Source organism: Haloarcula amylolytica (genome assembly GCF_049705545.1).
In the GTDB taxonomy this organism is placed as follows: Archaea; Halobacteriota; Halobacteria; order Halobacteriales; family Haloarculaceae; genus Haloarcula; species Haloarcula amylolytica_B.
This window is the reverse complement of sequence record NZ_JBNAMU010000002.1, coordinates 120,033-145,831: the sequence shown is the minus strand read 5'-3', so window position 1 is coordinate 145,831 and position 25,799 is coordinate 120,033. Positions and strand designations below refer to the sequence as shown.

The window sequence follows — 25,799 nt, the reverse complement described above, 5'->3', positions numbered from 1 at the left end:
ACGGGTAATGCGCACTCCTACTGAGTGAGGGATTCTCTTAATCGTTCTTGAAAGAAATGACGGCGATAGTAACGACTTGGTCAATAAGTGTCTACAATATCGATATCAAAGAAATCGACGAACTCATATCGAATATAACGTATTCGAGCGAATTAGTGATTTCGCCGGCACAAGCAGACGTGCAGACTTATGACGCAATTCGTGATTCGGTCCGTCCAGATGATTTATCACCCATGCTAAGGAATAGCACATATGGTGGTCTCCACAATTGGTTGGGGCCTCGGGAGCGACTGAGACCATCGCTCCCATCAATTTCTAATAGCACACCGGTGGCTTGCCAGTGCGGAGGATTCACTTATGTGTGCAGGCAACATATCGTACACCATGCCTGAAGAAGTCCTGTTCAAATCGGAAAGCAACCAGAGTCGAGAAGAGATTGCATCGTACCTTCGGAAAGTCGCGGATAATCTCGACAGCGGAAACGCTATCAGTCTTAAATCAGGCTCCGAATCTGTAACGCTGAATCCCCCTGCCCGACCAACCTTTGAGGTCAAAGCTGAACGCGAAGGCCCGGCAGGCAATATGACTGAACGAAGTATCGAGTTCGAACTCGAATGGGACGAGAACGACGGTGAGGGTGGCGGAAGTGGTCAGTTAGAAATCGAGTAGCCAGTACGCAGACTCACTGAACGGCTATTTCTGGTGGCATCGTGAGAAACAAACGACGGTCAGAAGTCAATCGATAATCAGCTACCCAACAGTGTGGGTGTCGGTCAACTATTGTTGGTCAGTGACTTTCGCTGCACTGCCGACGCGGCATGCTGATGCGCTGCTTATGATAGCGTCGGCTGCAACGTCAGACCAGCCACCGCCAGCTCCCGCAACACCTCCGGCGAGACATCCTCCGAACCATGCACCACAGCATCAAGCGTCCACGCGTCGTACTGACTGACGTTCGGTGCTACATCGACAGACTCGGTCGCCACCTCATCACGAATAGCCCGCGCGGCTCGACGAACACGCTTGTGTTCTTCCACAGTACCGCTCACACCTCAACACCTCACACGAGGTCGCCGACCAACGACCCACCGACATGCGGACCAACGTTCCACCCGCGCTCGCCACGAGTATATTCACACTACTCCGAGAGCGTCTCGAAGGGCGTCTCGGCCAGCACAACCGTCTCTGCCTCACCGTCAACTGTCCCAGCAACGGCGAATTCGTAGCTTCCCCAGAAATTTCTTGCACTATTATTACCTACGGAAATAAACGGTGCCAGCCCTGGGTGAGTGGTTCGCGTGTGGTACAGTCAGTACAAGACTATTAGTTACCAGGCTAAACTTCGATATAGGGAGAGTATACCTTCTGATATTTGGGTCAGTAAGTTTATCAGACGAAATTAAGTAGATTCGATATTGTGTCTGAGATGCCGAGTATTGACGTCCTTCACGTTGATGACGAACCGGACTTCTTGGACGTGGCAACTGAAATTCTTGAGAAGCAGTCCAGTAATTTCAATGTTATAACCGAGACGAGCGCGACTGAGGCGCTCGAACGGCTCGCGGAGAGTAATGTTGACTGTGTCGTCAGCGATTACCGGATGCCCGAGCAGGACGGTATTGAACTCTTAGAATCCATCCGCGAGCAGTATCCCGACTTGCCGTTTATTCTTTTCACCGGACAAGGAAGTGAAGCGGTGGCAAGCGATGCTATTGCTGCTGGTGCAACTGATTATCTCCGGAAAGGCCACGGCACAGAACGATACGAATTACTGGCAAATCGCATTGAAAATGCCGTCGAGCAGTACCGCACTAGCCAGCGCACTGCAGAACTTGAGCGGGTTCGTGCCCTCGCCAGCAATATTGACCAAGCACTCATCCGAGCGAGTTCGCTCTCGGAACTCAAAACTCGCGTCTGTGAAATCATTAGCGACTCTGAACCCTACCTTTTCGCATGGATTGGTGAGTGCGATTCCGACACCGACAGGATCGAACCGTGCGCCCATGCTGGTGTTGAAGAAGCGTATCTGGACGAGATTGTCGTTACTGCCGATAATTCTCCCACTGGACGAGGGCCCGCAGGCACGGCCATCCGAGAACGACGTATCGCTGTTTCGCAGAACATTCAAGAAGATCCTGAATTCGAAGTTTGGCGCGAAAAAGCACTTGACCGTGGTTATCGAAGCGCCGCTGCGGTTCCGCTGGAATACGATGGTACTCTGTACGGCCTCCTATGCGTTTATTCGTCTCGTTCGTTTGCGTTTTGTGAAAATGAGCAGGAACTACTCAGCGAACTTGGGGATAATGTCTCACATGCCATGCACTCGCTGAAGATCCGAGACAAACTGCGTGCAGAGCGCACCTTCACCGACCAGGCACTCGATTCACTTGCCGATATATTCTATGTTCTCGATTCTGAGGGTCGTATTCAGCGCTATAATGAGCAATTCGCGGCAGTAACCGGATATAGCGAAGCACGCCTCACGAATCTCGATGCGGTCAACCTCTTTCCGGACGACGAACAGGATGCAGTCGCCAGAGCAATTGAGGAGACGCTCACTACGGGGCAAACAACGATTGAAGCAGACTTGCTTACTGGAGACGGCAAGCGGATTCCGTATGAATTCACCGGCGACCGCTTAACAGACCAAGACGGCGGTCTAAGAGGACTTGTCGGCACTGGCCGAAATATCTCCGAACGTGACCGGCGTGAACGAGAGTTAGAAGATCAAAAAGAACAGCTAGAGCGGTTTGCTGCCACTGTCAGCCATGACCTACGGAACCCGCTCAACGTGATCAGCGGCCGTCTGGAACTTGTTCAGGAGGAGTCCTCAAGCGAGCACCTCGATGTGATTGAGACAGCAACTGATCGGATGGAGCGTATTGTTGAAGACCTTCTCTGGCTGACTCGTGAGCAAAGAGAGATCGGGTCACAGGAGCCAGTCGACATCGAAACTGCTGCTGAGGCCGCGTGGAACATTGCAGCTGATCCTGCCGATGAAGCCGAGATGTATTCCGACTGTGGGACTGATACCCAGCCGCTGATTAAAGCAGATGTGGATCAGTTTCAGCACCTTCTCGAGAACCTGTTCAGGAACGCAATTGACCACGCTGGCTTGGATGTCACTGTCGTCGTGGGCAGGGTTTCTAGCGACGATGCTGGGTTCTATGTCGAAGACGACGGGCCTGGGATGCCTGCCGGGGAGCGCGAAAAGGTGTTTAACCCTGGTTATTCGACTTCTGAATCAGGCACTGGGATAGGCCTAAGCATCGTCAAGCGAGTCGCTGATGCCCATGGCTGGGATATTCGTGTGACTGAGAGCTCGACAGGCGGAACACGGTTTGAGATTACTGGCTTAGAAACGGCCAACTAAACAGAAGTTCTCGAACGGTACGGTCAGTACGGTACACACACAGATACGCAGGGGAGACGGGATATCCATGCTTGGCAAAGAAACCCGTGCGAACTATAGTAACAATTGAAACGATTTACACACCGACCGCACTGTAGTCGTGCGGTCGGGTGTGGATTGATTTTCAATGGCTACTATATGTCGTGGCCGATGCGCATTCTGGGATGTACGATGTCGGTCGCTGAACAGCGCTATCAACGGCACCACAAAGAATATACGCACTTGCTCGATGCGTGCCCGGTCGGGAACGCCGCGGAGATCAAGTGCCGTTTCCGGAACCGGGACTGTCTGATTGTCGGACAGGGCCGCACGCACGACGTCGGCTAACTCACGGAAGGCTGCTGGGACATTTCTCAGTCGAGCGAAGCGAGTCATCAATGGGCAGTTCCGCGAGCACCCCTACTAAGATTAGGTTCGCTCCCGAAGGGAGCGTGCTTGTCTCCACATGTGGGACAGGTGAACCCGACCATGTTGACGACGGCTCCGAGTACTGGGACGCCCTCTTCGCGAAACAGCGCCGTCGAGCGCTCCGTGTCGCCGGTGGCTGTTGGAAACGGCGTCGTCACGAACACCGCGCCGTCGATGGGGAACGACTGCAGCGTCGTCAACACGATGTCGCCAGTCCCCGGCGGCAGGTCGAGCACCAGCGTGTCGACGTCCCAGACGGCGTCGGTCAGCAGTTGATCGACGGCCTCGTGGGCCATCGCGCCGCGCCAGGCCATCGGTTCGTCGTTGGCGACCAGACCGACGCTGACGACCTGCAGGCCGTCGGCCTCGACCGGTTCGGCGCGGCCGTCGTCAGTCGGACCGAGTGGGGCCTCAATGCCGAGCAACTCCGGCGTGTTCGGGCCGTACACGTCGGCGTCGAACAGGCCGACCCGCTCGCCCGACGCGGCCAGTCCGCGCGCTACCTGGGTCGCTACAGTGGTCTTACCGACGCCGCCCTTCGCGCTTGCGACGGCGATGACACGGTTGACCCCGGGCACGACGGTTCCGTGATCCGGCTCCGCTACGTCCGTGTCCACACGGACCTGCTCGACGCCGCGACATTCGAGTACCGCTGCCCGCATCCTGTCGGCGAGCGCGTCAGCCGTAGCAGAGTCCATGCCGGACAGCGCCGTCGCCACGCTGACGGTCCCGTCAGTGGTAGCCACGGACGCCACCAGCCCCGCGGCGACAACGTCCTCCTCGCCATCGGGAGCGGACACAGTTCGAAGCGCGTCCCTGACCGCGTCTGCCGTGGGTCCGCTCTCTTCTCCGGACATGTTACCACGTCTCCCCGTGTTCTGTCTCCGGCTCGGCGGACGTCTTCAGCTATCGTCGGAGACTTGGTGTGTCCATAGGTCGTAGCCGACGACAAGCGTCATGACGCTCGTCGGTGCGATTAGTAGCAGCCTGCCCATGGAGGGGAGCTCGATACCTGCAAGCGAGAGGCCGAAGAGCACACCGGTGAGTGCCGGTGCGCCAATAAGCGCGGCGCCGAGTCGGGGCTTCTCGGATCGGACGTAACCAGCGCCCCATCCGATGAGTCCGAAGAATATGAGGAGGAACGAAAGAGCCCAAATGAGGAAGGCGGTGAGTTCCCTCCCGATCTCGTTTGGGCCGGCTGTGGTGAATAATAGCGTTCCAAGCAAGCAGAGCCCGGTGCCAACGAGACCTGCGAACGCGAGCACGCGCTGCAAGCGTGACATCGATGCACCGTCACGCCTGAATGCTGCGCTTAAACCGACTAACACCAGCGCATTCGCGCTTATTATGAGCGCGGGCCTGAGTGTCCGTTGCACCCAAATCCCACTAAACAGCGGTGGATTGAACACATACGAATCTCCCGGTCGCGGTGTGGGCCAGAGTTCAAGCGGAGCTATAGCAATGAGCAAACATACCGCACTCAGAGCAAGTAGCGGACCAGCGATCCGATATGAGCGACGCCACATAGCAGGTCACTCACCTCCAAGCGCTACGACGGTACCGTCCGGTGACACACTCACAATTCCGCCGTCTAGCACTGCCAGTGAGACGGCCTGATACTCGGCCGGATACTGCCATACTGCCTCGCCAAAGCGCGTGGTGAAAGCGGTAAGACCATCATCACGCTGGAACGTGAATACGCCGTCATCGGCCGCTGCAGTCACCGCTCCGCCGAGATTGATTTCCGAGCACCACCGCGGCTCCGGTGGACCGTCATCGACGCGATCGAACGCGAACGTCGCGCTGGACGCCTCACCAGGTCGTTCGATTGCGTACACACTCTCGGGCGTCACGACCGGCACCTCGAAGGATCGCCCACGGTCGATACGCCACTGCTCGGTCCCATCAGTGAGCGACCGGCCGATTAGTTCGCCGTATGAACCGCTCACATAGACCGTTCGATCAACTACGACAGGATATCCGGTAGGCCGATCCGAGCGTCTCCAGCGGACTTCACTGGTGTCGGCATCCACCGCCACTACCTGCTCGCCATTGATCACCACGGTGCCGTCGGCCACGGCCAGCCTCGTCCCATCCGCTGGTACCGTCCACTGTCGGTGTCCATCGGTCGTATCAAATCTTGCCACGCCATCAGTTGTCGGCACAAACAGAGCAGCATCGGTCACTACTGGAACCCCTGTCCCAGCCACGTCGGTGTTCCGCCACACAACGGTCCCGTCGTCAACCGCAAGCGCAACGACACTGTCGGCCGTTGCAAGGTAGACCCGACCATTCGCCATCACCGGTGGCGCTGGGTTGTCTCCAATATCGACTGTTGACGGGACTGTGGCTGATGTGAACTCGCGTCGCCACTGTTCTGTTCCGTCACGGAGCGACAACGCGACGACACCGGTTGACATCGTCGAGACAACAGTCTCATCGGCGACGACCACCGCACTTGCACCACCGGTATCATTGCTAGCAGACGTCGTGGAAATATCCGTTTGCCACTGGACCGAGGGTGTCGTCGTTGCCATTTTGACTGGTGCATAGCCTGTGTTCGCGGCGTCGAACCGCGGCGAGGGCCACGAGCTGTCGGGGACTGTCTCGAAGCCTGAGTTGGCGGTTCTTGGTTCGACTGTATGAGATGGGTCCGGTGCGCCGCTGTCAGGGCACGACGACGAACAGCCAGCGATACTGGCGACTGTTCCGGTGGCGACCATTCCGAGGAATGTTCGCCGCAACGTGGAGGGCATCGACTGCTCGTTTTGATAGCTTCGTGAAAAATGTTAATACAATATTCCATTGAACGGGAATTCCAGCTGAGTCTTCATTTCCGTGTTACTCAGCAACTTCGCCCCACTGACGAACACACGGGGAACCGTCAGGGCCGGTGTTGCGGCAGAGGCCAGTGTTCTGGGTTCCGATTCGGTTCCCTGTTCTGCTGGTTCGGACTCGCTGCTACCCGAGCATCCAGCAGTTATGAGAACCCTGCCAGAACCGATCAGACCCGGAAGCGCTCGCCACTACATACACCAATTCCCTGTATGAAGTGTAAACATCTTCTGAGGGGCTCCAGAGTGAACGGTCCCCTACTACCCGGACCGCTTCACTCATAGATTTATTGAATACCTGACGAGATTGCTCGTACGCAGCACATTAGGAAAGATACCAGCCGAAAAGGAGAGGACTCAACAAGAGTATTAGTGGAACGACAATCCAGACCTGTCCAGCCAACACGTTGTACTGCCCGAGTGTGACCGACACTGGGGTCCCCTCAACATAGCCGACCAGGAACTCGAACCCGATGGTGAGCCCCGTCCAGCCCACTCCGATCACCACCAATTCGACGTACGCATACTCAATCGGCGTCCACTGGAAGTACACGAACGAGGTAACCAGGAGTGCGGCGACAAGCAGTGCCGTACTCAACACGTGACCGGCGTACTCGCCGACGCGTGGGATTAAGACCACTTCCCTGAAGCCGCCGTTGATCACCGCGACCACCGCCATGACAATCCAGACGCCCAGCGGATAAACCAAAACGTCCGGCCGGATCAACTGTGCGTCCCCCACTGAGAATACACTCATTCATGTCGTCAGATCGGCCAGTGGCGAGTTAATCCTACTGTCGATTCTCGAATTGACGCGTTCGACAGACCACTGTTTTGCACTGAATCCGTGCACGATACCCGTGCTGTATCTCGCGCAGATGTCCAGATACCTCGTTGAACTGGGAGAACTCACAGTGGTCGATACGCACGCCTACTGAGCAGCTACTTCTGGTGAAATCGTGAGAAACAGACGACGGTCAGAAATCAATCGGTATTGGCTTACCAACAATTAGATGCATTACGACCATATGTTGGTTAGCATCTGTAGACTTAGGCTGTCGCCGTGAAGTCCTGATGCCCTGTCTGTGATGAGATGTTTGGTAGATTCTTTCTCATGAACCAACTTTGACTGCTCTGGAGACGTGTCTGGCTACCTCTCAGAGGACGGCGCGGGCGAGACGGCCTGTTGCATCGCTTTGAGATTCGACCGAAGTTGATCGCTCGTCGAGCGGACCAGTTCCGTATCAGGCGAGGAACGGACTTCGAGCCCGTCGAAGCGAGGTATAATCTGCTGGAAGGGGATGTCGGGTGGCGATGGGCACCTGATGAGCCACCCACAACCCACTGTTGTCAGAGGCACAGGTGGGTTCTGGACCCAGGGCATGGCGTGAAACGAGCGGGCACAGAGCGGAACGGGTACCAGAACCCGTTTACCAATAATGCATTCTATATGTATATTTTTTATGGTAGTGTGTCACACAGACTCAATGCTACACCGCCACGCCTCAAGGACCGGTCCGCTCTGGTTACACACGCGACACGGGACGCGGTTTTTACGCCCATCCACAGAACGCTCGGCTCCGCCGTTCACACCAATGGAATGGTGGGTTGCTAGGGGTGGGAGAAACGGGGGGCAACGCACCATCCGAGGTCGTCGGCTGCGACGACGGGTTCCAGCCCCGAAGCAATCGATGATGGGGGTGAATCCAACGGAATTGGACAGGGCGCAGAACCCACTTAGCACCGACACGAAGAGATATAAAAACGGTTACGATTCATGCCGCCGTCTGTCGGTTTCTTACCGGCCCGTAACCCACACATAAGCTCCGATCTGACACTGACACGGTTGCGCAACTCTTGTGTTCAAACCAGCAGAATGGTGGGCGGCCGGGGGAAAGCGGCGTGCCACGCACCACCCAGCGCCGCTGGTGCCGACGACAGGTCCTGTACCCACCACATTCGATAGGACAACTGGCAATCAGGGGACCATGGAGCGGGGGAACAGAATCTAACCTGGGTCTGATAGACAGAGAGTCTCGTGGTTTCCAAAATCGAAGTTGCTATCTTCAGCTGTGAAAACACCGTTCAAATCAGTCGGCGAGTGGCAGTTTGACGACAAAAACGGTTCCCATTGGCTCATTGTCTTCAGCCCAGATATCACCGCCATACTGGGTGACCAGCGTCTGGACGAGATAGAGCCCAATCCCCGTCCCCGAGCTACCGAGTCCACGCTCTCCTTTTCCGAAAACGATATCTTTCTTATCGTCTGGAATCCCCGGTCCGTTATCGGCAATTCGGACCTCGACATCGTCGTCGTGAACCTCGCAGGACACCTCAACGAGGGGGGTGTCCTTGTCGTTGTGTTGGACAGCGTTGTTCAGGAGGTTCCGAAAGACCGAACTGAGCATACTATTGCCGGCGACCTTGACCTCGGGAAGCGGGCTATCCAGACGGAACTCTGCCGCCGGGAACGATTCCTCGCGAAGCGACAACTCAGTCTCGATAACGGAGCAGATCGGCACCGGTTCCACGGTGAGATCTTCATTCGAGACAACCGTTTCCACGTAATCACGAGCTATCTCAGTCAGTTCAACGACGTGTTCGCCGCTGGCGAGAATTTTCTGCAAGTACTCCTCTCCTTCAGTATCAACGTGGGTTTCGAGCATCTCTGCCCAACCCAATACGACCATCATATCGTTGCGAATATCGTGACGGACGATTCGGTTCAGGAGTTCGAGTTCCTGCTCACGACGCTTTTGCTCCGTGATATCTGTACAGATGCCGACGACTTCTGAGACCTCGCCGTCATCGTTTCGGAGGAGTACCTGCCGCGTGAGCACCCAGCGAATCGATCCATCCGGTCGTACGACCCGTCCCTCATACGCTTCCTCGTGGAGTCCCTGGGATGATGCCTGGATGTTTTTTCGTACACGGTCCCGGTCTTCGGGGTGGATGCTATCAATTAACCGAGTGACGTCGTCTTTGACGTCTTCGGGAGGAATCCCCCAGATATCCTCGAAGCCTGCACTGATATAGCCGAATTCGCCGGGTCCTGTGGCTGTCCAAAGCGCAACACCATCAAGTTGGTCGAACAAGGCCCGGAAGTCGTGTCGTTGCCCAAGCGAAGCGGTGCCCATATTTACTTATTCGGTCCAAGCCGAATAAATACCGGTTACTGTTCTCATACCGCTGTATAGCATGCTAAAATTAGCAAGAGCAGTGGCAGCCACAGGGCTAGGACAGAATATAGATAGTACGTTAGGTAGCGTATGCGCAACCGAACACGGCTGTTAGAGTCCTTTCAGGTTCTCGTAATCGATAGTCTCTCTCCGCCAGCGAAGAATCAGTGTGTATGACCAGTATCTGTCCCGGCGACCTGTGCTATCGCGACGGCTTCCCGAGAACACACGACTGCCGGCAACAGAGACTCGCCGATTAGGAGCGCCCGGCCTCGACGTGTCAGCAACCAGTCGCTGGGCGATTGCCACGCGGTCAAAATGACTCGACAACCGGTCTCAAGCAGCGTATCTCTGATCTAGTACCGATGAGCGATTCCTTCGAGTAGAGAATGTCCCCCTTCGTTTATCGGGACTTCTCGCGTACCCGAACGTATGGGAGAGCTCGAAACTGAAGCCGAGAAAACGCGGTCCGAAAGTGCATCGTCCCTCCGCGAACTAGCCGAGCAACTCGACGGCGACGACGCTGTGACGCTCGAACTCGGTGGGCAGCAGGTTCAGTTGGACCCGACGAACCCGGTGACATTCAAACTGGAAGGCGAGTCGGGCTGGTCTGAAGGTGAGACTGAGACAAAACAGAGTATCGAGTTCGAGTTAGTCTGGTGGCGTGAGACCCAGACGGCAGAAGAAGGAGCGGTGGAGATCACTACTGAAGGTCAGTAATATCCACTCATTCCCTCAGACATATCATATGTACGACCACATCCTCTTTCCCACAGATGGGAGCGAGCCAGCAGATTCGGCCCTCGACTATGCCCTCCAGATAGCCGCCGAACACGAGGCAACGGTCCACGTCCTCAATGTCGTAGACACCAGCCAAGTCAGCCGTAGCGGAATGCAAGGTGATGTGAGTGCCGCCCTGGAGCAGGAAGGAACAGAAATCGTGAACGAAACAGCCCAGCGCGCCAGAGAACGCGGCATCTCCGTGGTCTCGGAGGTAATCCACGGTGACCCCTACGAGGCGATTGTCGAGTATAGTACGCAGTCAGCCGTCGAGTTGATCGTGATGCCGACCCACGGACGGCGTGGATTGCAGCGGTTTCTCCTGGGGAGCGTTACAGAACGCGTTATCAACACCGCGGACATCCCCGTGATCGCAGTCAATCCCGGGACACAACCACACACCTATCCGTGCCAGGATCTTCTGGTTCCAACCGACGGAAGCCGTGGTTCGGAACTCGCGTTGTCCGAAGGAGTCGCCCTCGCAAACGCAACTGATGCCACGCTCCATATACTCCACGTTGTCGAGACTGGAAGCCTCGGTCCGGATGCTCGCTCCCTGGTGAAAGATGAGGAACTCACCACCCGGGCGGATGAGATCATTGCAGACGCCATCGAGACCGCAGCGGCGGCGACGGTCGATACCGTCGAGAGTGAAATCGAATTCGGTATCCCGTCCAAAGAGATCCGAAGCTACATCGACACACACGAGATTGACTTCGCCATCCTCGGCACGCACGGCACGACCGATTTCAGCCGATACATGATGGGTGGGGTGAGTTCGAAAATCGTTCGAACGTCGCCAGTGCCGGTGATGTGGGTTCGAGAGCCGGATCCGAGTGGTGGGTGAGACGCCTCTGCTGGTAGGTGACAAACCACTTGAGCGTGATGCACGTAGGTACTCGCAGTGCACATGTACGAGGACATTCTGCTCCCGTTCGATGGAAGCGATGGGGCTGCGGAGGCATTACATCACGCTGCTGAGATCGCACACTGGGCCGACGCCACGATCCACGTTCTGTTCGTCGCGGATACGACACGCGATAGTGTGACCGTCGTCGAAACACAGGTCGTTGACGCACTTGTTCTGGAGGGTGAGGACATCGTCGAGGAAGCAGAGAAGACACTGAACACACTCGGTGTCGACTACGAGTCCGACGTCGTCCAGGGGAATCCAGCGCCGACGATCGTCGAGTATGCTGAGCGATACGATCACGACCTGATCGTGATGCCGACCCGCGGGCGGGAGGGGGTATCACGATACCTCGTCGGGAGCGTCACGGAGAAGATCGTCCGTCTGTCTTCCGTCCCTGTCCTCACAGCGCGGATGCAGCCCGACGAACAACTGGTGTTTCCCTACGAGAACATCCTGATCCCGACCGACGGGAGTGCCGGTGCGGCCCATGCTGCCGAACATGGTCTCTCACTTGCAGCGGCTCTCGATGCGACTGTTCACGTGCTGTCTGTCGTCGACGATACCTCCCTGGGCCTGGACGTTCGCTCAACGATTTCGGAACGTGAAAGTAAACAGGCAGCGACCGATGCCGTTGACGATCTCGTGTCCGAGGCAGAGACACGCGGCCTTTCGAATAGTGTCCGGCACGTCAAACACGGGGCCCCTAACGAGGTAATACTCGACACCATCGAGTCGAACGATATCCACGCCGTCGTGCTGGGAACGACTGGGAGGCGCGGAAGTGATCGAATACTACTCGGGAACGTCGCCGAAAAGACCGTCCGCTCTGCACCAGTTCCCGTCATCACGGTTGGACGCGGGGAGTAGCGGTTCTGTGCGATGGCCCCCGGCTATCGAATTCCGATGCGTACGTAGGCTGATTTCATGCGTATACCCCCGTTCTCACGGATCGAGGGGCCCGATATCGCCTGTCTCAGGGTTGGGGGCCTCGGACCGTCAACACCGGAATCGACGACGTCCAAACGAGATACTCAGTGACGCTACCAAGGACGTATCGGTCAAAGCCCGTGTTCCGTGGGTGCCGAAGACGCTGTTATCGAGAGACCGTATCACTGCTGCGGGTGCAAGACCACACAAATCTGTCTCACCGTCAAGATACCAGTTCCAATCACGAACAGGACAAGGACGTCGGATGAAGTGATATCAGCAGGAACCCACCCAGGATCGAATATGTCCCTCATAGCAGGAACTCCCCTCTCGCGGCGTAACCTTTGTGCGTCTACCACGAGGCTGTAGAGATAGAATCCGTGGATTCGAGCATCAATGAGATACTGATACGAGGACGTGAATCCGGCCTACTGGTCGCTGGCGCTCTCGTCTCTCTGCTACTATTCCTGTTCGCAGTCCAGTTGCTGGGGGCGTCCACAGCGGCCGCGGCCGCTCCGCTCGAACGGTTTTTCAGGCGATACGTCGCCGGAAGTGGGCAAGCTCTGGGTGCGAGCTGGCTCGCCACGTACGTGCTCACCAACGGATCAGTAGTAGCGGCCCTGTCCGTCTCGCTGTTCAAGACTGGGGTTCTCACGGCTTCACAGTTGTTCCTGATGCTCGCCGGTTCACGCCTCGGGGGTGCCGCTATCGTACTCTTGATAGGAATGCTGGACTATTTCCAGAAGCGGCGCTCTTCGTTCGGTGAGGCGACTGAGTTGGGGATACTGACGTTCCTCCTGTCCCACTCGATCTATCTACCGGCGACCGTGCTCGGGTATCTCCTCTTGCCAGTACTCCGGACCGGACTCCAGGGCGTGAGTGACAGTGTTGAATTCTCGTTTAACCCACTGGCGGCCTTCGATCCAGCGACGGGAGCCATCGTCGATACTGCTGGTGTGAGCCTGGCACTCGTGATGGCCGTTCTCGTGCTGTTTGGCAGCCTCACGCTCTTCGACCGGGTGCTCAAACGGATCGACACCGAATGGCTCCGCAAGCGGTTCTTTCTCCGATTTCAGCACAAATGGACCTCGTTCGGGCTGGGTATCCTCATCACTGGCGTGACGACCAGTGTCGCGTTCTCGTTAGGCGTCGTCGTCCCCCTCTACAACCGCAACTACATCAAGCGGAAAGAAATCGTTCCCTACGTTCTGGGGGCGAATGTCGGCACCTTCTTCGACACGATTGTCATCGCTGTGCTTTTGGAATCTCCACAGGGCGTGGCTATCGTGTTATCACTCGTCGCAGTCGGAACGATCATCACGGTCGGAACACTGGTTCGGTTCTCGACGTACTTCCAAGCTGTCGAGACCGCCCAAACCCGTCTGGTTACCAACCGTTGGTACCTGGCTTGGTTTCTCACCTCGTTGGTTGTTCTCCCGATACTTCTGGTTCTACTCCCAATCTAGTTCTGGGACCGAGAAAGCCTGTTCTATCGGGAGAGGGCCGCCAATACGGGTGGAATCCCCTTCCGCAGGCTCAGTTTCCCCCGGGCCTATATATGGATTTAACGCGCATCTCTCGGGTATGACTTCCGTCAACGAGGTGCTCGTTGCGTACGATGGGACTCCGCTCTCGGAGAAGGCGCTGACGCACGCGCTCGATGTGTATTCGGATGCGCCGATCACTGTCCTCCACGTTATCGACTACATCGAAGAGAGCTATAGCGCGAAAGCACTGATCGGAGACGAAACGCTCCGGAAACGGGCCCGAGATCGGTCGGCAGAACTGCTTGCCGAGGCCGAGGCGAAGGCGGCCGAGCACGACCGGGAGGTTAAAACAGCAAGCGAGGTCGGCAAGGCCGCTGACGAGATTATCGAGTACGCGGACAGACACGGCATCGACGTGATCGTTATCGGGAGCCACGGACGCTCGGGTGTCTCTCGAGTGCTCTTGGGTTCAGTCGCCGAAACCGTAATGAGACGTGCATCGCTGCCCGTGACTGTCGTCAGGTGACCGCAAACTGTGCGCCCAGATTCGCCCCTGAAACGGTGAATCACAACGTACCGAACATCCGGAGGTGAATCCACTCTCGAGACGCTGTTTTGTAATTGAGGGTTGAAAAATCAAGCCTGAGAGCCCTCGTCCCAATTCCGTCTCGGAGAGAGTGAGGTGCGGCTGGGGAAGCAGAAAGACACGGATGGCTGGTCGTCCAGTCGGTATTGATCAAGAGAATCATGGGTGAAAGAGCCACGGGGATGCGGTATCTCGTTGGACACACAGACTGATAAGTGGGCTGTGGCCCACTGACTTCGATTTGAGGCCGGATAACCCCGGCAGTCGATGGCAATGCGGTCTACAGCTGTGATGATATCGAATCTTTTTGTTATCGGTCAACAAATCCACAGCTGTGAACCTCAGCAAGGGGTTTGTCCTCGCCCTAATCGTTACCCTCCTCGGTCTATCGGCCATACTGATACAACCGTTTCTCCAGTACGTCCTCGGTGCCGTCCTCCTCGCCTACGTGCTCTATCCGCTGCAGATCCGCCTCGAAGCGTACGTATCGCCGATGGTCGCCGCGCTCTCGCTCGTGATTCTGACGGTTGCTGGATTCGTCGCGCCGTTCGTAGTGATCCTCGCGACAGTCGTAGATAGCGCCAACCAGAACCTCCAAAACTTCGACGCTGACCCGGTACAGATCGAGGTAGTCGAATCCCGGATCGAAGAGCTCACCGGACAAGAGGTCGATATCACAGGCGAACTCGTCAGCTCAGGGCGGGAAATCGGAACGATCGTATTCGAACGGTCGACCCAGGCGTTCAGTACGATCACTTTCCACCTCATCGGGCTCGCGTTGGCGCTCTTTCTCGTCTACTACCTTCTCAAAGACAGTGACGACCTGACCAACTGGCTCAACCGAACGATCCCCCTCCCGACGGACATCCAGCGCGACCTCCACGCTGAGATCAACGACGTGATGTGGGGCGTTCTCTTCGGACACGTCTTCGTCGCAATCGTCCAGGGGGTCGTCGCCGGAGTCGGGCTCGTCGTTACTGGCGTTCCCAATGCCCTGTTCTGGACGGCCGTCATGATCGTTCTCGCGATGATTCCGCTCGTCGGAACGATTCCCGTCTGGGGCGGGGCAGTGGTCTACCTGTATCTCACGGACGAACCACTACTCGCCGTCGGATTATTCGTCTACAGCGTCATCGTGGTTGGACTCACTGACGACTATCTCCGTCCATTCGCCGTCGACAGATACGCGAAGCTCAATCCTGCCGTCATCCTCCTCGGTATCCTCGGTGGAGCGTACGCATTCGGGATTATGGGCCTGTTCTTTGGTCCCGTCGTCCTTGGGGCACTCAAAGCCGCCCTCCGCGTCGGCTTGGATACCTGGTCCCAAATCGACGAGGGAGACATCGGTTGACCGACCGGTCCGTATCAGTCGAACAACATATTTTCGAGCCTTGTCCCCAGATTCGGCGTGCCAAACCGGCGTCGCAACTCCAGAACGATCTGTCCGGCACCGAGGGGGAGCAGGCTCATCCCGAGCACCACCAGCCAACTCTCGAGGCCAATCGGTGCGGTGCTTAGTGCCAGCGAGACCCCGGGCAGATAGACGGTACCAATCACCAGCAGAGCCGACAGGCCGAGTGCACCCCACACGTACGCGTTCTCGGTGACTTCGTTGCGCACGATGCCCGACGTGAGTTCACGCATGTTGAACACGTGCCAGAGCTGGGCGAACGCCAGCGTGAGGAACGACATCGTGACGACTTCTTCGGCCCCCATACCGCCAGCGTACATCCCGCCCCCGATCACGAACGCACCGATTGTCGCGACCGAGATCATCGTCCCATACATCCCGAGTTCGGTCCAGTGCGTGCGGGTCAGGATCGGCTCGTCGGTGTCTCGCGGCGGTGTATTCATGATCTCCTTGCTTCCCCCACACGCCCCCAGTGCGAACGCCGGGAAGATGTCGGTCACGACGTTGAGAAAGAGGATCTGCAACGGAAGCAACGGGAGCGGAAACCCCAACAGCGCCGCGATCAGGATGGCCAGTAGTTCGCTGAGGTTGCAGGACATAAGATACAGCACGAACTTCCGGATGTTCCGGAAGATGATCCGCCCTTCCCTGATGGCGTGATAGATACTCCCAAAATTATCGTCCTGCAGGATCATATCCGACGCCTCCTGAGCCACTTGCGTCCCTCGCTGACCCATAGCGACGCCGATGTCGGCCCGCTTCAGTGCCGGTGCGTCGTTGACCCCGTCTCCGGTCATGGCCACGATCGAGCCGGCTGCCTGGTGAATTCCGATCAGGTCGAGCTTGTTCTCCGGAGCAACACGCGCAAACACCGACGCGTTCACGAACCGCTCCATCTCGTCCTGTGACAGGTTCTCGGGGTCGTCGAGTTCGCTCCCCCGGATAACCTCGTCGTCCTCCGGGCGCATCAACCCGACGCTCCGCGCGATATTCCTGGCCGTCCCCGGGTGGTCGCCGGTTACCATAACGATTCGCAACCCCGCGTCCAGACAGTTCTTGATGGTCGATTTGACCTCCTCGCGCGGTGGATCGATCATCGCAACGAGCCCGAGCAGCGAGAGGTCTTCGTATGGTGGCGTCTCCGTGCTCTCTACGTCCTTCCTGGCGAGCGCAAGAACGCGTAGCCCGTCTTCGGCCATACGTTCGCTCTTCTGAATCCACTCTTCTTTGTCAGCTTCCGAGAGCGCTGCGGTGCCGTCGTCCGTCACGAGCCGAGTTGACGACTCGACGACTGCTTCTGGTGCACCTTTCACGGCAACCTTGTATCCTCCATCAACAGTATGATAGGTCGCCATCATTTTGGCGGACGGATCGAAGGACACCTCGCGGGCCTCGGGCATCGACTCGAGGAGGCCCGCCCGGTCAATACCGCCCTTCAATCCCGCTATCAGGAGAGCGGCCTCCGTTGGATCACCCGTTACAGCGGTCTCGTCGTCTTCCTGGGTCACGGAGGCGTTGTTACAGAGGACGCCTACCTCCAGGGCCTCCTGCATGACGGGATCTCGTGGCTCATCCCGCTCTTCGTCACCATGCTGGAACGTCCCTTCGGTGTCGAGTCCGGTCCCGGTGACCGCGACTGATCCGTTCGCCAGTTCGTACTCGGCCACGGTCATCTCGTTCTCCGTCAGCGTGCCCGTCTTGTCGGTACAGATGATATTCGTCGAGCCCAGTGTCTCGACGGAGGCGAGGTTGTTTATCAGGGCGTTTCGATCCGCCATCCGCCACATCCCCCGCGCGAGCACCAGCGTGGCGACGACCGGGAGTCCTTCCGGGATGGTTGCGATAGCCAGTGCGATGGCTGTCTCGACCATCAGGTACAGATCCTGCCCTCTGAGCCACCCCGAAACGAAAACGATGGCGGCCACGACGAGTAGGAACGGAACTAGCTTGCGCCCGAGTTCGTCGAGCTTCTGCTGGAGCGGCGTCTTCTCTTCGATTTCTCCCTGCAGCGACGCCGAGATCTTGCCCAGTTCCGTGTCCATCCCGGTCGACACAACGATCGCTTCAACAGTCCCCCGCGTCACGCTCGTGCCCTTGTAGAGCATGTTCTCTCGCTCGGCGAGAGGCACGTCTTCCTCCAGGACATCGCTCGTCTTTCCGACGGGAACGGATTCGCCGGTGAGCGCCGATTCGTCGGCCTGGAGCTTGGAGGGCTCGATCACTCGAAGATCGGCCGGAACGACGTTCCCGGCGCTGAGGAGCACGATGTCTCCCGGCACCAGGTCTTCGGCGGAAACCTTCTCGACCTCTCCCGCCCGGCGAACGCGAGCCTCGATCTCCGTCATCTCCTGGAGGCCCTCCATCGACTTGATAGCCCGCATCTCGGTGACGAACCCGATGAGCCCGTTGATGAGGAGCACGACGAAGATGGCGACCCCCTCGATGTTCTCGTTCAGTGCGAAGGCTGCCACTCCTGCCACCGCCAGCAACAGCACGATGAAGCTCTTGAACTGGTCGACCAGAACTCCCAACCAGTCCCGCTGCTCCGCCTCGTGCAACGCATTCGGGCCGACCCGCTCGCGCCGCGTTGTGGCTTCGTCCTCGCTCAGTCCCTCGTCTACAGAACCCTCGTAGTGATCGAGGATCTCGTCCGACGACCTGGCCCACGGCGTTTGAATCGGATGTTCGTCCATCTCCAGCGGAAAAGTCCCTGAGAGAGGCTATGGTCGATAACTGTAAAAAAGGTTGTGTGATTGACACCCAATAATCTCCAGACACAAAGAGGAACGGCGACGAGAATCCAGCGGGGACAAACAGCTACGGAATGGATACCCGCTTTCGGCTGTTCGTGCTGAAAGAATGTCACGGATAGTTCACGATACAGCGCTCATTGGGGACCTGACATTTCCCTCGCCCTCTGTGTCGGCCACGATCTCCGACCACCTATCAACGTCTCACCCACGAAAGCCGAGCAACCGAAGGCCGTTCAGCGAGACGAGGACCGTCGAGCCCTCGTGACCGATCACTGCGAGCGGGAGCGGGATACCTCGGAGGAGGATCGTGCCGACCATGAGTGCAATCGCGCCGAAGGCGATGGCGAGATTGATGGTGAGCGTTCGGCGAGTCTTGCGGCCGAGGCTAAGTACGTAGGGAATCTTGCTGAGATCATCGCCCATCAGTACCACGTCGGCAGTGTCGAGCGCGACGTCGGTTCCCGCGCCGCCCATCGCTATACCGAGGGTTGCTGTGGCGAGTGCTGGGGCGTCGTTTACACCGTCACCGACCATCGCCACGTTCTCGTGTCCTTCGACCAGCTCTTCGATCGTCGCCACTTTCTCTTCCGGTAGCAGTTCCGCCTGGACTTCGTCGATACCGACTTCGTCGGCGATGCGCTGTGCGACGCGCTCGTTGTCGCCTGTCAGCATGACGATGTGCTCCACGCCGAGCGAGCGGAGGTCGGCGATCATCTCGGCCGCGTCAGGGCGAACGGTGTCAGTGAAGGCGAGCCACCCCAGAACGCTGACTTCGCCGTGACGCTCTCGGGCAACGAGGACGCTCGTTTTTCCCTCTGCCTCTAGCGTCTGGAGGCGATCAAGCCCTGGTTCGAGACCGTCGATCGCCGCGTCTCCGAGAACGGTCTGGAAGTAACTGCGATTCCCGATGTGCGTCGTCGTTCCGTCGATGTCTGCCTTGACCCCTTTCCCGGCGACTGACTGAAACCGCTCCGCGTCAGCGACGTCGAGTGACCGGGCTTGTGCCGCCCTCACAGTCGCACGAGCGAGGTGGTGTTCCGAGCGGGCCTGTACTGCGGCCGCGATTGAGAGCAACTCATCCTCGGACAGTGTCTGGTCCGACGATTCGTCACGGACAGATACGTCGGTCAACTCCGTGTCACCCTGTGTGAGTGTGCCGGTCTTGTCGAACGCGACCGCGTCGATGCGTGCTGCAGTCTCGACGTGTTCGCCGCCCTTGAACAGCACGCCCTGCCTGCCGCCGGAGGCGATTGCCGAGAGGACTGCCGCGGGCGTCGAGATGATGACCGCACACGGGGACGCGGCGACCATGAGCGTCATCGCGCGATAGAACGTCCCCGTGAACTCGCTCCCGAGCGCGAGCGGAATCCCGATAGCTGCGATTGTGAGGGCGAATACGCCGAGTACGTACGGTTGTTCGAGACGATCGATGAGCCGCTGTGTCGGCGCCTTCTCGCTCTGGGCCTCTTCGACCATGGTGATGAGGCGGCTGATCGCCGATTCGTGGGCCCGTCGAGTGACTTCGATTTCGAGGCTCCCACTCTCGTTGATCGTGCCGCCGAACACCTCGTCACCAGATTCCTTCGGTACAGGCACGGACTCGCCGGTGAGCGAGGCCTGATCGACCGTTCCCTCGCCGGACGTGACGATGCCGTCAAGCGGGATCTTGTCGCCGGGACGAACGACGAACACGTCGCCAACGGCAACCTCGTCGATGGGAACCGTGATCTCCTCACCGTCACGAAGAACCTGCGCTTCGTCCGGTCGCATCTCGACGAGAGACTCGATCGCCCGCCGTGAACGGCCGATAGCGTAGTGTTGGAGCGTGTTCGACAGCGAGAACAGGAAGAGGAGCATCGCCCCCTCAAACGGGGCTCCAATCGAGAGCGCGCCGACCGCGGCGACGATCATCAACAGGTCGATATCGACCGCGCGGTGGCGGAGCGTCTCGATGGCCCCTTTGAGCCCGTACCACCCGCCGAAGACGTATGCGACGCTGTAGCCGGCCCACATCATGAGAGACGGACCATCGAGCCACCCCGTCGCCAAGCCGGTCACCATGCCGAGCAGTGTCAGACCGACGAACACTGCCTCACGTCTGAGTTCCGAACGGGTGGTCACCTCGTCGGGTGCCGTGTCGCCCTCGTCCTGGATCGAAACACCACGGTCTTGGACCGCACCCCGAAGTTGTTCCTCTGAGGTACCGCTCTCGTCGTAGGTGATTCGAACGCTCCCCGTTCGGAACGAGACGTCGACGTCGTGGACACCTGGTATGTCTCGGAGGTGTCGTTCGAGGGCTCGCGCTCCTGCTTCGCCGCGACCACCTCGTCGTTCGATCTGGACGGTGCACGTCGATAGCGGGGGTGATTCAGTAACGGTCACGCAATGTCTCCATACACTGCATTGTGATTCTGTACTGTAGGTCTGTCATTGTGGCTCTGTCTGACTGGATACGAAGCGGATCCTCCACACTGTGGACCCCTCCTTCTGTCTTTCTTGTCCGAATGATTCAGCTGATGATCGTCACTGGGATCCGTGCTCGGCGGGTGACTGTCTCGGCAACGCTCCCGAGGAGCGCACGGTCGATTCCTGAGCGGCCGTGACTGCCCATGACGATCTGATCGACATCATGGTCGTCAGCGTATTCCAAAATAGCTCGTGCCGGTTTGCCGACTTCCGTGACGGTAACGAGTTCGGTACTCCGTTCCGCCGCGAGGTCCGTCGCCGTCGTGTGGGTTCTGCTTGCTTGTTCTTTCGCATTCTCGTACCAGCCCTCGGCGACTGGTAGGCCGCCAGCCTCCACGTCGATAACCGAGTCGATAGGATTGATAACGTAAATCGAGGTAATTGGTGCATCGGGGAAGGTTTCGATAGCGTATGTGAGCGCACGCTCTGAAAGTGGGGAGCCGTCGAAGGCGACGAGAACGTTGGTAGGCATGAGAAGAAGTTTGTGACGAAGTGAAATGAACGTACTGCTCAGCGGGGAGCGCGACGACGATTCGTGGAGGTGGGGCACCCAGACGAGTGGGGTTTGTCTCAGGTGTTCACCGGCTACGGTGTTCAGTTGTGGCTGGTGGCGCCGGTCATGTTGGCGCTGTTTCTCGACTCAGCGGCCGTCTACACACTCTGGGGAGGGGTGCCAGTCGGTGAAAGCCTCTACTACAGCATTGACATTCACTACATCTCCGCCACAAGATCCCTCAGACGGCGGGTTTGGACCGGTCGCGACCGTCGTCGCTGGGGTCGAGGCGTTTGCCGACACTGGAGCAATCATTTTACTCGACTACGTACTCGGAACCCGTGAGCAGGTGTAACGACTATTATCCTGACTTAGAGAAATAGCGTCTTCGATATTCCTCCTCCGGACCTGGGCGACTGCATGATGAACGGGTTCGGAAAGAACCGAAATCGGTTCAGGTCCGTCTTCGGCCTCAATATAGATCGCTCCTTGATTTTGATCACCATCAGAAACCACCATTTCACTCCGACCAGAGGACCACTCTCCTCGTGAGAACTCAATAAATCCAGGTACATCGTAGCTATTGGACTCCACCCCGGGGTTAATAAAGAGATGACCGCGAACTTGCTCAGAAGACTCCAGTTGTTCTGGTATAGATTCATATTCACCAACTTCTCCGCACTCTCCAGAAATCGGTTGCACGAATGTGGTCAGAATGCCGATACGTGAATGTACGAGTTAACCTTATATAAATACAGAAAGCCCACTCGGAAGAGATGTCTCTCCCGAGTGGGCTATAAGGTATGAATGGTGGCGGCGAACCGCGTTTCCCAGAGGCTCGCGCACTCCAGTACTCCCCGGAACGCTGGTGGGCTTATCTTCCGTGTTCGGGATGGGTACGGGAGGCAACCCCACCGCTGTGGCCGCCTAACGTCGAGTCGTGGAATCGAACCACGAAAGTACCAGTCTCGATCGGGTCCACCGTCTGTCCGTGCGATCCAGTTTGCGCCTGGACTCGTTCAGCGACGAGTAAATCGTCGGTGAATGAGTCACAGTGCGTATGAATGATGGCTTTGGTCTGTTAGTGCTCGTGGGCTTAACGTCTCGTTACCTCGACGCGCACACCCCGAGTCTATCAACCGCGTCTTGTACGCGGGACCTCAGCGGTGTCTCTTTTCCAAGTGGGTTTCGAGCTTAGATGCGTTCAGCTCTTACCCCGTGCGGCGTGGCTACCCGGCACGTGCTCTCTCGAACAACCGGTACACCAGTGGCCACCAACCGTAGTTCCTCTCGTACTATACGGTCGTTCTTGTCAGACACCATTACACACCCAGTAGATAGCAGCCGACCTGTCTCACGACGGTCTAAACCCAGCTCACGACCTCCTTTAATAGGCGAACAACCTCACCCTTGCCCGCTTCTGCACGGGCAGGATGGAGGGAACCGACATCGAGGTAGCAAGCCACTCGGTCGATATGTGCTCTTGCGAGTGACGACTCTGTTATCCCTAGGGTAGCTTTTCTGTCATCAATTGCCCGCATCAAGCAGGCTAATTGGTTCGCTAGACCACGCTTTCGCGTCAGCGTTCCTCGTTGGGAAGAACACTGTCAAGTCATCTTTTGCTCTTGCACTCTTCGCCGGGTCTCTGTCCCGGCTGAGATGACCATAGGGCGCGCTCGATATCTTTTCGAGCGCGTACCGCCCCAGTCAAACTGCCCGGCTATCGGTGTCCTCCTCCCGGAGTGAGAGTCGCAGTCACCGACGGGTAGTATTTCACTGTTGACTCGGTGGCCCGCTAGCGCGGGTACCTGTGTAACGTCTCCTACCTATGCTGCACATCGGCGACCACGTCTCAGCGACAGCCTGCAGTAAAGCTCCATAGGGTCTTCGCTTCCCCCTGGGTGTCTCCAGACTCCGCACTGGAATGTACAGTTCACCGGGCCCAACGTTGGGACAGTGAAGCTCTGGTTAATCCATTCATGCAAGCCGCTACTGATGCGGCAAGGTACTACGCTACCTTAAGAGGGTCATAGTTACCCCCGCCGTTGACAGGTCCTTCGTCCTCTTGTACGAGGTGTTCAGATACCTGCACTGGGCAGGATTCAGTGACCGTACGAGTCCTTGCGGATTTGCGGTCACCTATGTTGTTACTAGACAGTCCGAGCTTCCGAGTCACTGCGACCTGCTCCGTTCCGGAGCAGGCATCCCTTCTTCCGAAGGTACGGGACTAACTTGCCGAATTCCCTAACGTTGGTTGCTCCCGACAGGCCTTGGCTTTCGCCGCCATGGACACCTGTGTCGGTTCTCGGTACGGACACTATGCTCGTCTTTTCATGGGCCCCAGGTTGAATCACGTTTCCCTATACCGCCGTTCGTCCGCTTCGTGCCATTACGGCTTCCACGGAGTTGGACGGTTCGACCGGGCGAAAGCCCGGCGTGATCGACCCCAGGGCGTCAACTTTCACTGCATAGTGGCACAGGAATATTAACCTGTTTCCCATTTCGTCATAGTCGAGTTGCGGTATGACTTAGGACCGGCTAACCCTCAGCTGATCAGCAGTGCTGAGGAACCCTTATCCATTAGGCCGTCGGGGTTCTCACCCGACTATCGCTGCTACTATGGCCAGGATTTTCGTCACTAATCGGTCCACAGGAGCTCTCGCCCCCGCTTCCATCCAATTAGAGCGCCAATCTACTCGATTACCCTGTAACGGGTACGGACAGGTCTCGGTGGTGGATTTGAGTCCCGATCATTTTGGGCGCCTCAAACCTCGGCCGGTAAGCTGTTACGCTTTTCTTAGAGGGTAGCTGCTTCTAAGCTCACCTCCCGGCTGTCTAGGGCTCGAGACCACCTTCAGAGGATTACACTTAATCCACACTTGGGGACCTTAACCTATCTCTGGGTTGTTCCCCTCCTGGTACACAGGCTTACCCCGCGCACCGGAATCCCCGCGTCAAACAGCGTCTGTAGGTTTGGAGTTTGACAGGTGTGCCGACTCCTCTCGGAGGCGGACACACCAATCGGTCGCTCTACCCCACAGACTACCTCGGCGGAGGTCATGCTTCGACATGTTTCGATTGGAACCAGCTGTTGCCGGACTCGATGGGCCTTTCACCCCTACACATAGATCACGAGAGGGTATTGTAGGACACCAACTCTAACAGACTTCCACGTGCCTTTCGGCACGCTTCATCTTGTCCATGCGTAGATCGTCCGGATTCGGGTCGTGTCCACATGGCTCCCCGCGCTTGAACACGGCGGCCCTCGGGCAAAGCCCTGCGGCCATGTCGGTTTCCCTGTGCCTCCCCGGATGCTCCGGTTAGACTTGCCATACAGACACACTCCCTGGCTCGTTTTTCAAAACGTACGACAGAACATCGGCTTCCTGTAAGTCTTACTGGACGCTCGCGCGTCGGTCATTCGTTACAGGACCTTGTATGCCCTGTCGCTCGATCGCCAACTGATTTCATGCTCTATTTCGCCTCCCTTCTGAGGGTACTTTGCAGCGTTCGTTCACACTACTTGTTCACTATCGGTCTCAGGTTGTGTTTAGCCTTCGCAGTCGATGCCTGCGTTATTCGCGAGGGATATCCAACCCCCGCTACTCTGGCACTACCGCACAGCGTACTGGTCTTCACTACGGGGTTGTCACCCTGTATCACGCTCTGTTCCAAGAGACTTCGTGAAGACGGTCGGCTGATGAGAGGTAGCCCTGACACCACATTGCCCGTGAGGGCTTCGGTTTGGGCTGTATCGCGTTCACTCGCGGTTACTGACGACATCACATTGCGTTTTCTTTTCCTCCCGATACTGAGATGTTTCAGTTCTCGGGGTTCCTCATTGCGCGAAGCAATTGTTAGAGAGATTCTCATTCGGAAATCTGTGGTTCTTCGCCTCCGTGCGGCTCCCCACAGCTTATCGCAGCTTGGCACGTCCTTCATCAGCGCCTGAGCCGAGCAATCCACCAGCTGGCATAGTAGCCAACGTCGTTGTGACTCGTTCAACTGAACGAGTCCAGTGGACGCCTGGATCGCACGTACACACGGTTTCATACTCGCCCCCAAGGTGGTAGATGGTGGGCGAATCGACCCTTCCCAGGCGCGGTTTCACCCGACCTGGTGCATCTGTCGTCGTATCACAGTCGAACGC

17 protein-coding genes, 2 rRNA genes and 2 pseudogenes are annotated in these 25,799 nt (G+C 57.5%); 8 read left to right on the top strand and 13 right to left on the bottom strand.

Annotated features, from left to right (window positions below; translation table 11 throughout):
• The first annotated feature begins 384 nt into the window (after positions 1 to 384).
• Complete coding sequence (locus tag ACOZ4H_RS17315; RefSeq protein ID WP_424330516.1) at positions 385 to 669, top strand: amphi-Trp domain-containing protein; 285 nt, start codon at positions 385 to 387, stop codon at positions 667 to 669.
• Positions 670 to 833: 164 nt separating this feature from the next.
• On the opposite strand, the gene ACOZ4H_RS17310 is transcribed toward ACOZ4H_RS17315, so the two are convergent.
• Positions 834 to 1,049, bottom strand: coding sequence for a hypothetical protein (locus tag ACOZ4H_RS17310; RefSeq protein WP_424330515.1), 216 nt, complete (start codon positions 1,047 to 1,049; stop codon positions 834 to 836).
• Between the two features lie 11 nt (positions 1,050 to 1,060).
• Positions 1,061 to 1,305: pseudogene (locus ACOZ4H_RS17305) on the bottom strand (hypothetical protein); the annotation flags it as partial.
• Positions 1,306 to 1,426: 121 nt separating this feature from the next.
• Here ACOZ4H_RS17305 and ACOZ4H_RS17300 point away from each other — a divergent pair.
• A complete protein-coding gene (locus ACOZ4H_RS17300; RefSeq protein WP_424330514.1) occupies positions 1,427 to 3,373 on the top strand; it encodes a response regulator in 1,947 nt (648 codons plus the stop codon).
• A gap of 413 nt (positions 3,374 to 3,786) precedes the next feature.
• Here ACOZ4H_RS17300 and ACOZ4H_RS17295 read toward each other — a convergent pair whose 3' ends face one another.
• The 5 genes from ACOZ4H_RS17295 to ACOZ4H_RS17275 form a co-directional block, all read right to left on the bottom strand.
• Entirely contained in the window at positions 3,787 to 4,677 is an 891-nt protein-coding gene (locus tag ACOZ4H_RS17295; RefSeq protein WP_424330513.1) for a P-loop NTPase, read from the bottom strand.
• Positions 4,678 to 4,722: 45 nt separating this feature from the next.
• Positions 4,723 to 5,103 (bottom strand): hypothetical protein, encoded by a 381-nt coding sequence (locus tag ACOZ4H_RS17290; protein ID WP_424330512.1) that lies wholly within the window; start codon positions 5,101 to 5,103, stop codon positions 4,723 to 4,725.
• Positions 5,104 to 5,352: 249 nt separating this feature from the next.
• The gene (locus ACOZ4H_RS17285; RefSeq protein WP_424330868.1) at positions 5,353 to 6,543 is read right to left on the bottom strand and encodes a PQQ-binding-like beta-propeller repeat protein; all 1,191 of its coding nucleotides are present in this window, start codon (positions 6,541 to 6,543) and stop codon (positions 5,353 to 5,355) included.
• Positions 6,544 to 6,979: 436 nt separating this feature from the next.
• Positions 6,980 to 7,411: a hypothetical protein gene (locus ACOZ4H_RS17280; protein WP_424330511.1), complete on the bottom strand. Its 432-nt coding sequence runs from the start codon at positions 7,409 to 7,411 to the stop codon at positions 6,980 to 6,982.
• Between the two features lie 1,333 nt (positions 7,412 to 8,744).
• Positions 8,745 to 9,791, bottom strand: a complete 1,047-nt coding sequence (locus ACOZ4H_RS17275; RefSeq protein ID WP_424330510.1) for an ATP-binding protein — start codon at positions 9,789 to 9,791, stop codon at positions 8,745 to 8,747.
• A gap of 474 nt (positions 9,792 to 10,265) precedes the next feature.
• Here ACOZ4H_RS17275 and ACOZ4H_RS17270 point away from each other — a divergent pair, with 474 nt between their 5' ends.
• The 3 genes from ACOZ4H_RS17270 to ACOZ4H_RS17260 all read left to right on the top strand — a co-directional run bounded on the left by ACOZ4H_RS17270 (position 10,266) and on the right by ACOZ4H_RS17260 (position 12,393).
• Positions 10,266 to 10,553, top strand: coding sequence for an amphi-Trp domain-containing protein (locus tag ACOZ4H_RS17270; RefSeq protein WP_424330509.1), 288 nt, complete (start codon positions 10,266 to 10,268; stop codon positions 10,551 to 10,553).
• 28 nt (positions 10,554 to 10,581) lie between these two features.
• A complete protein-coding gene (locus tag ACOZ4H_RS17265; protein ID WP_424330508.1) occupies positions 10,582 to 11,460 on the top strand; it encodes a universal stress protein in 879 nt (292 codons plus the stop codon).
• A 63-nt stretch (positions 11,461 to 11,523) separates the two neighbouring features.
• Positions 11,524 to 12,393 (top strand): universal stress protein, encoded by an 870-nt coding sequence (locus ACOZ4H_RS17260; protein ID WP_424330507.1) that lies wholly within the window; start codon positions 11,524 to 11,526, stop codon positions 12,391 to 12,393.
• A 106-nt stretch (positions 12,394 to 12,499) separates the two neighbouring features.
• Here the strand turns inward: ACOZ4H_RS17260 and ACOZ4H_RS17255 are convergent.
• Positions 12,500 to 12,627 (bottom strand): annotated as a pseudogene (locus ACOZ4H_RS17255) (universal stress protein); the annotation flags it as partial.
• Positions 12,628 to 12,833: 206 nt separating this feature from the next.
• Here ACOZ4H_RS17255 and ACOZ4H_RS17250 point away from each other — a divergent pair.
• From ACOZ4H_RS17250 to ACOZ4H_RS17240, 3 genes are all read left to right on the top strand, one after another.
• Positions 12,834 to 13,919: a sodium:phosphate symporter gene (locus tag ACOZ4H_RS17250; RefSeq protein WP_424330506.1), complete on the top strand. Its 1,086-nt coding sequence runs from the start codon at positions 12,834 to 12,836 to the stop codon at positions 13,917 to 13,919.
• Positions 13,920 to 14,037: 118 nt separating this feature from the next.
• Positions 14,038 to 14,466 (top strand): universal stress protein, encoded by a 429-nt coding sequence (locus tag ACOZ4H_RS17245; RefSeq protein ID WP_424330505.1) that lies wholly within the window; start codon positions 14,038 to 14,040, stop codon positions 14,464 to 14,466.
• A gap of 394 nt (positions 14,467 to 14,860) precedes the next feature.
• Positions 14,861 to 15,877 (top strand): AI-2E family transporter, encoded by a 1,017-nt coding sequence (locus ACOZ4H_RS17240; protein ID WP_424330504.1) that lies wholly within the window; start codon positions 14,861 to 14,863, stop codon positions 15,875 to 15,877.
• A gap of 14 nt (positions 15,878 to 15,891) precedes the next feature.
• Here the strand turns inward: ACOZ4H_RS17240 and ACOZ4H_RS17235 are convergent, their stop codons facing one another.
• The 5 genes from ACOZ4H_RS17235 to ACOZ4H_RS17215 form a co-directional block, all read right to left on the bottom strand.
• A complete protein-coding gene (locus tag ACOZ4H_RS17235) occupies positions 15,892 to 18,630 on the bottom strand; it encodes a cation-translocating P-type ATPase (protein WP_424330503.1) in 2,739 nt (912 codons plus the stop codon).
• 261 nt (positions 18,631 to 18,891) lie between these two features.
• Entirely contained in the window at positions 18,892 to 21,072 is a 2,181-nt protein-coding gene (locus tag ACOZ4H_RS17230; RefSeq protein ID WP_424330502.1) for a heavy metal translocating P-type ATPase, read from the bottom strand.
• Positions 21,073 to 21,199: 127 nt separating this feature from the next.
• Positions 21,200 to 21,628 carry a universal stress protein gene (locus ACOZ4H_RS17225; protein WP_424330501.1) on the bottom strand — a complete coding sequence of 143 codons (429 nt, stop codon included), beginning with the start codon at positions 21,626 to 21,628 and terminating at the stop codon, positions 21,200 to 21,202.
• A gap of 829 nt (positions 21,629 to 22,457) precedes the next feature.
• Positions 22,458 to 22,580: ribosomal RNA gene (gene rrf, locus ACOZ4H_RS17220) — 5S ribosomal RNA — on the bottom strand.
• Between the two features lie 130 nt (positions 22,581 to 22,710).
• Positions 22,711 to 25,640: ribosomal RNA gene (locus ACOZ4H_RS17215) — 23S ribosomal RNA — on the bottom strand.
• Positions 25,641 to 25,799 lie beyond the last annotated feature (159 nt).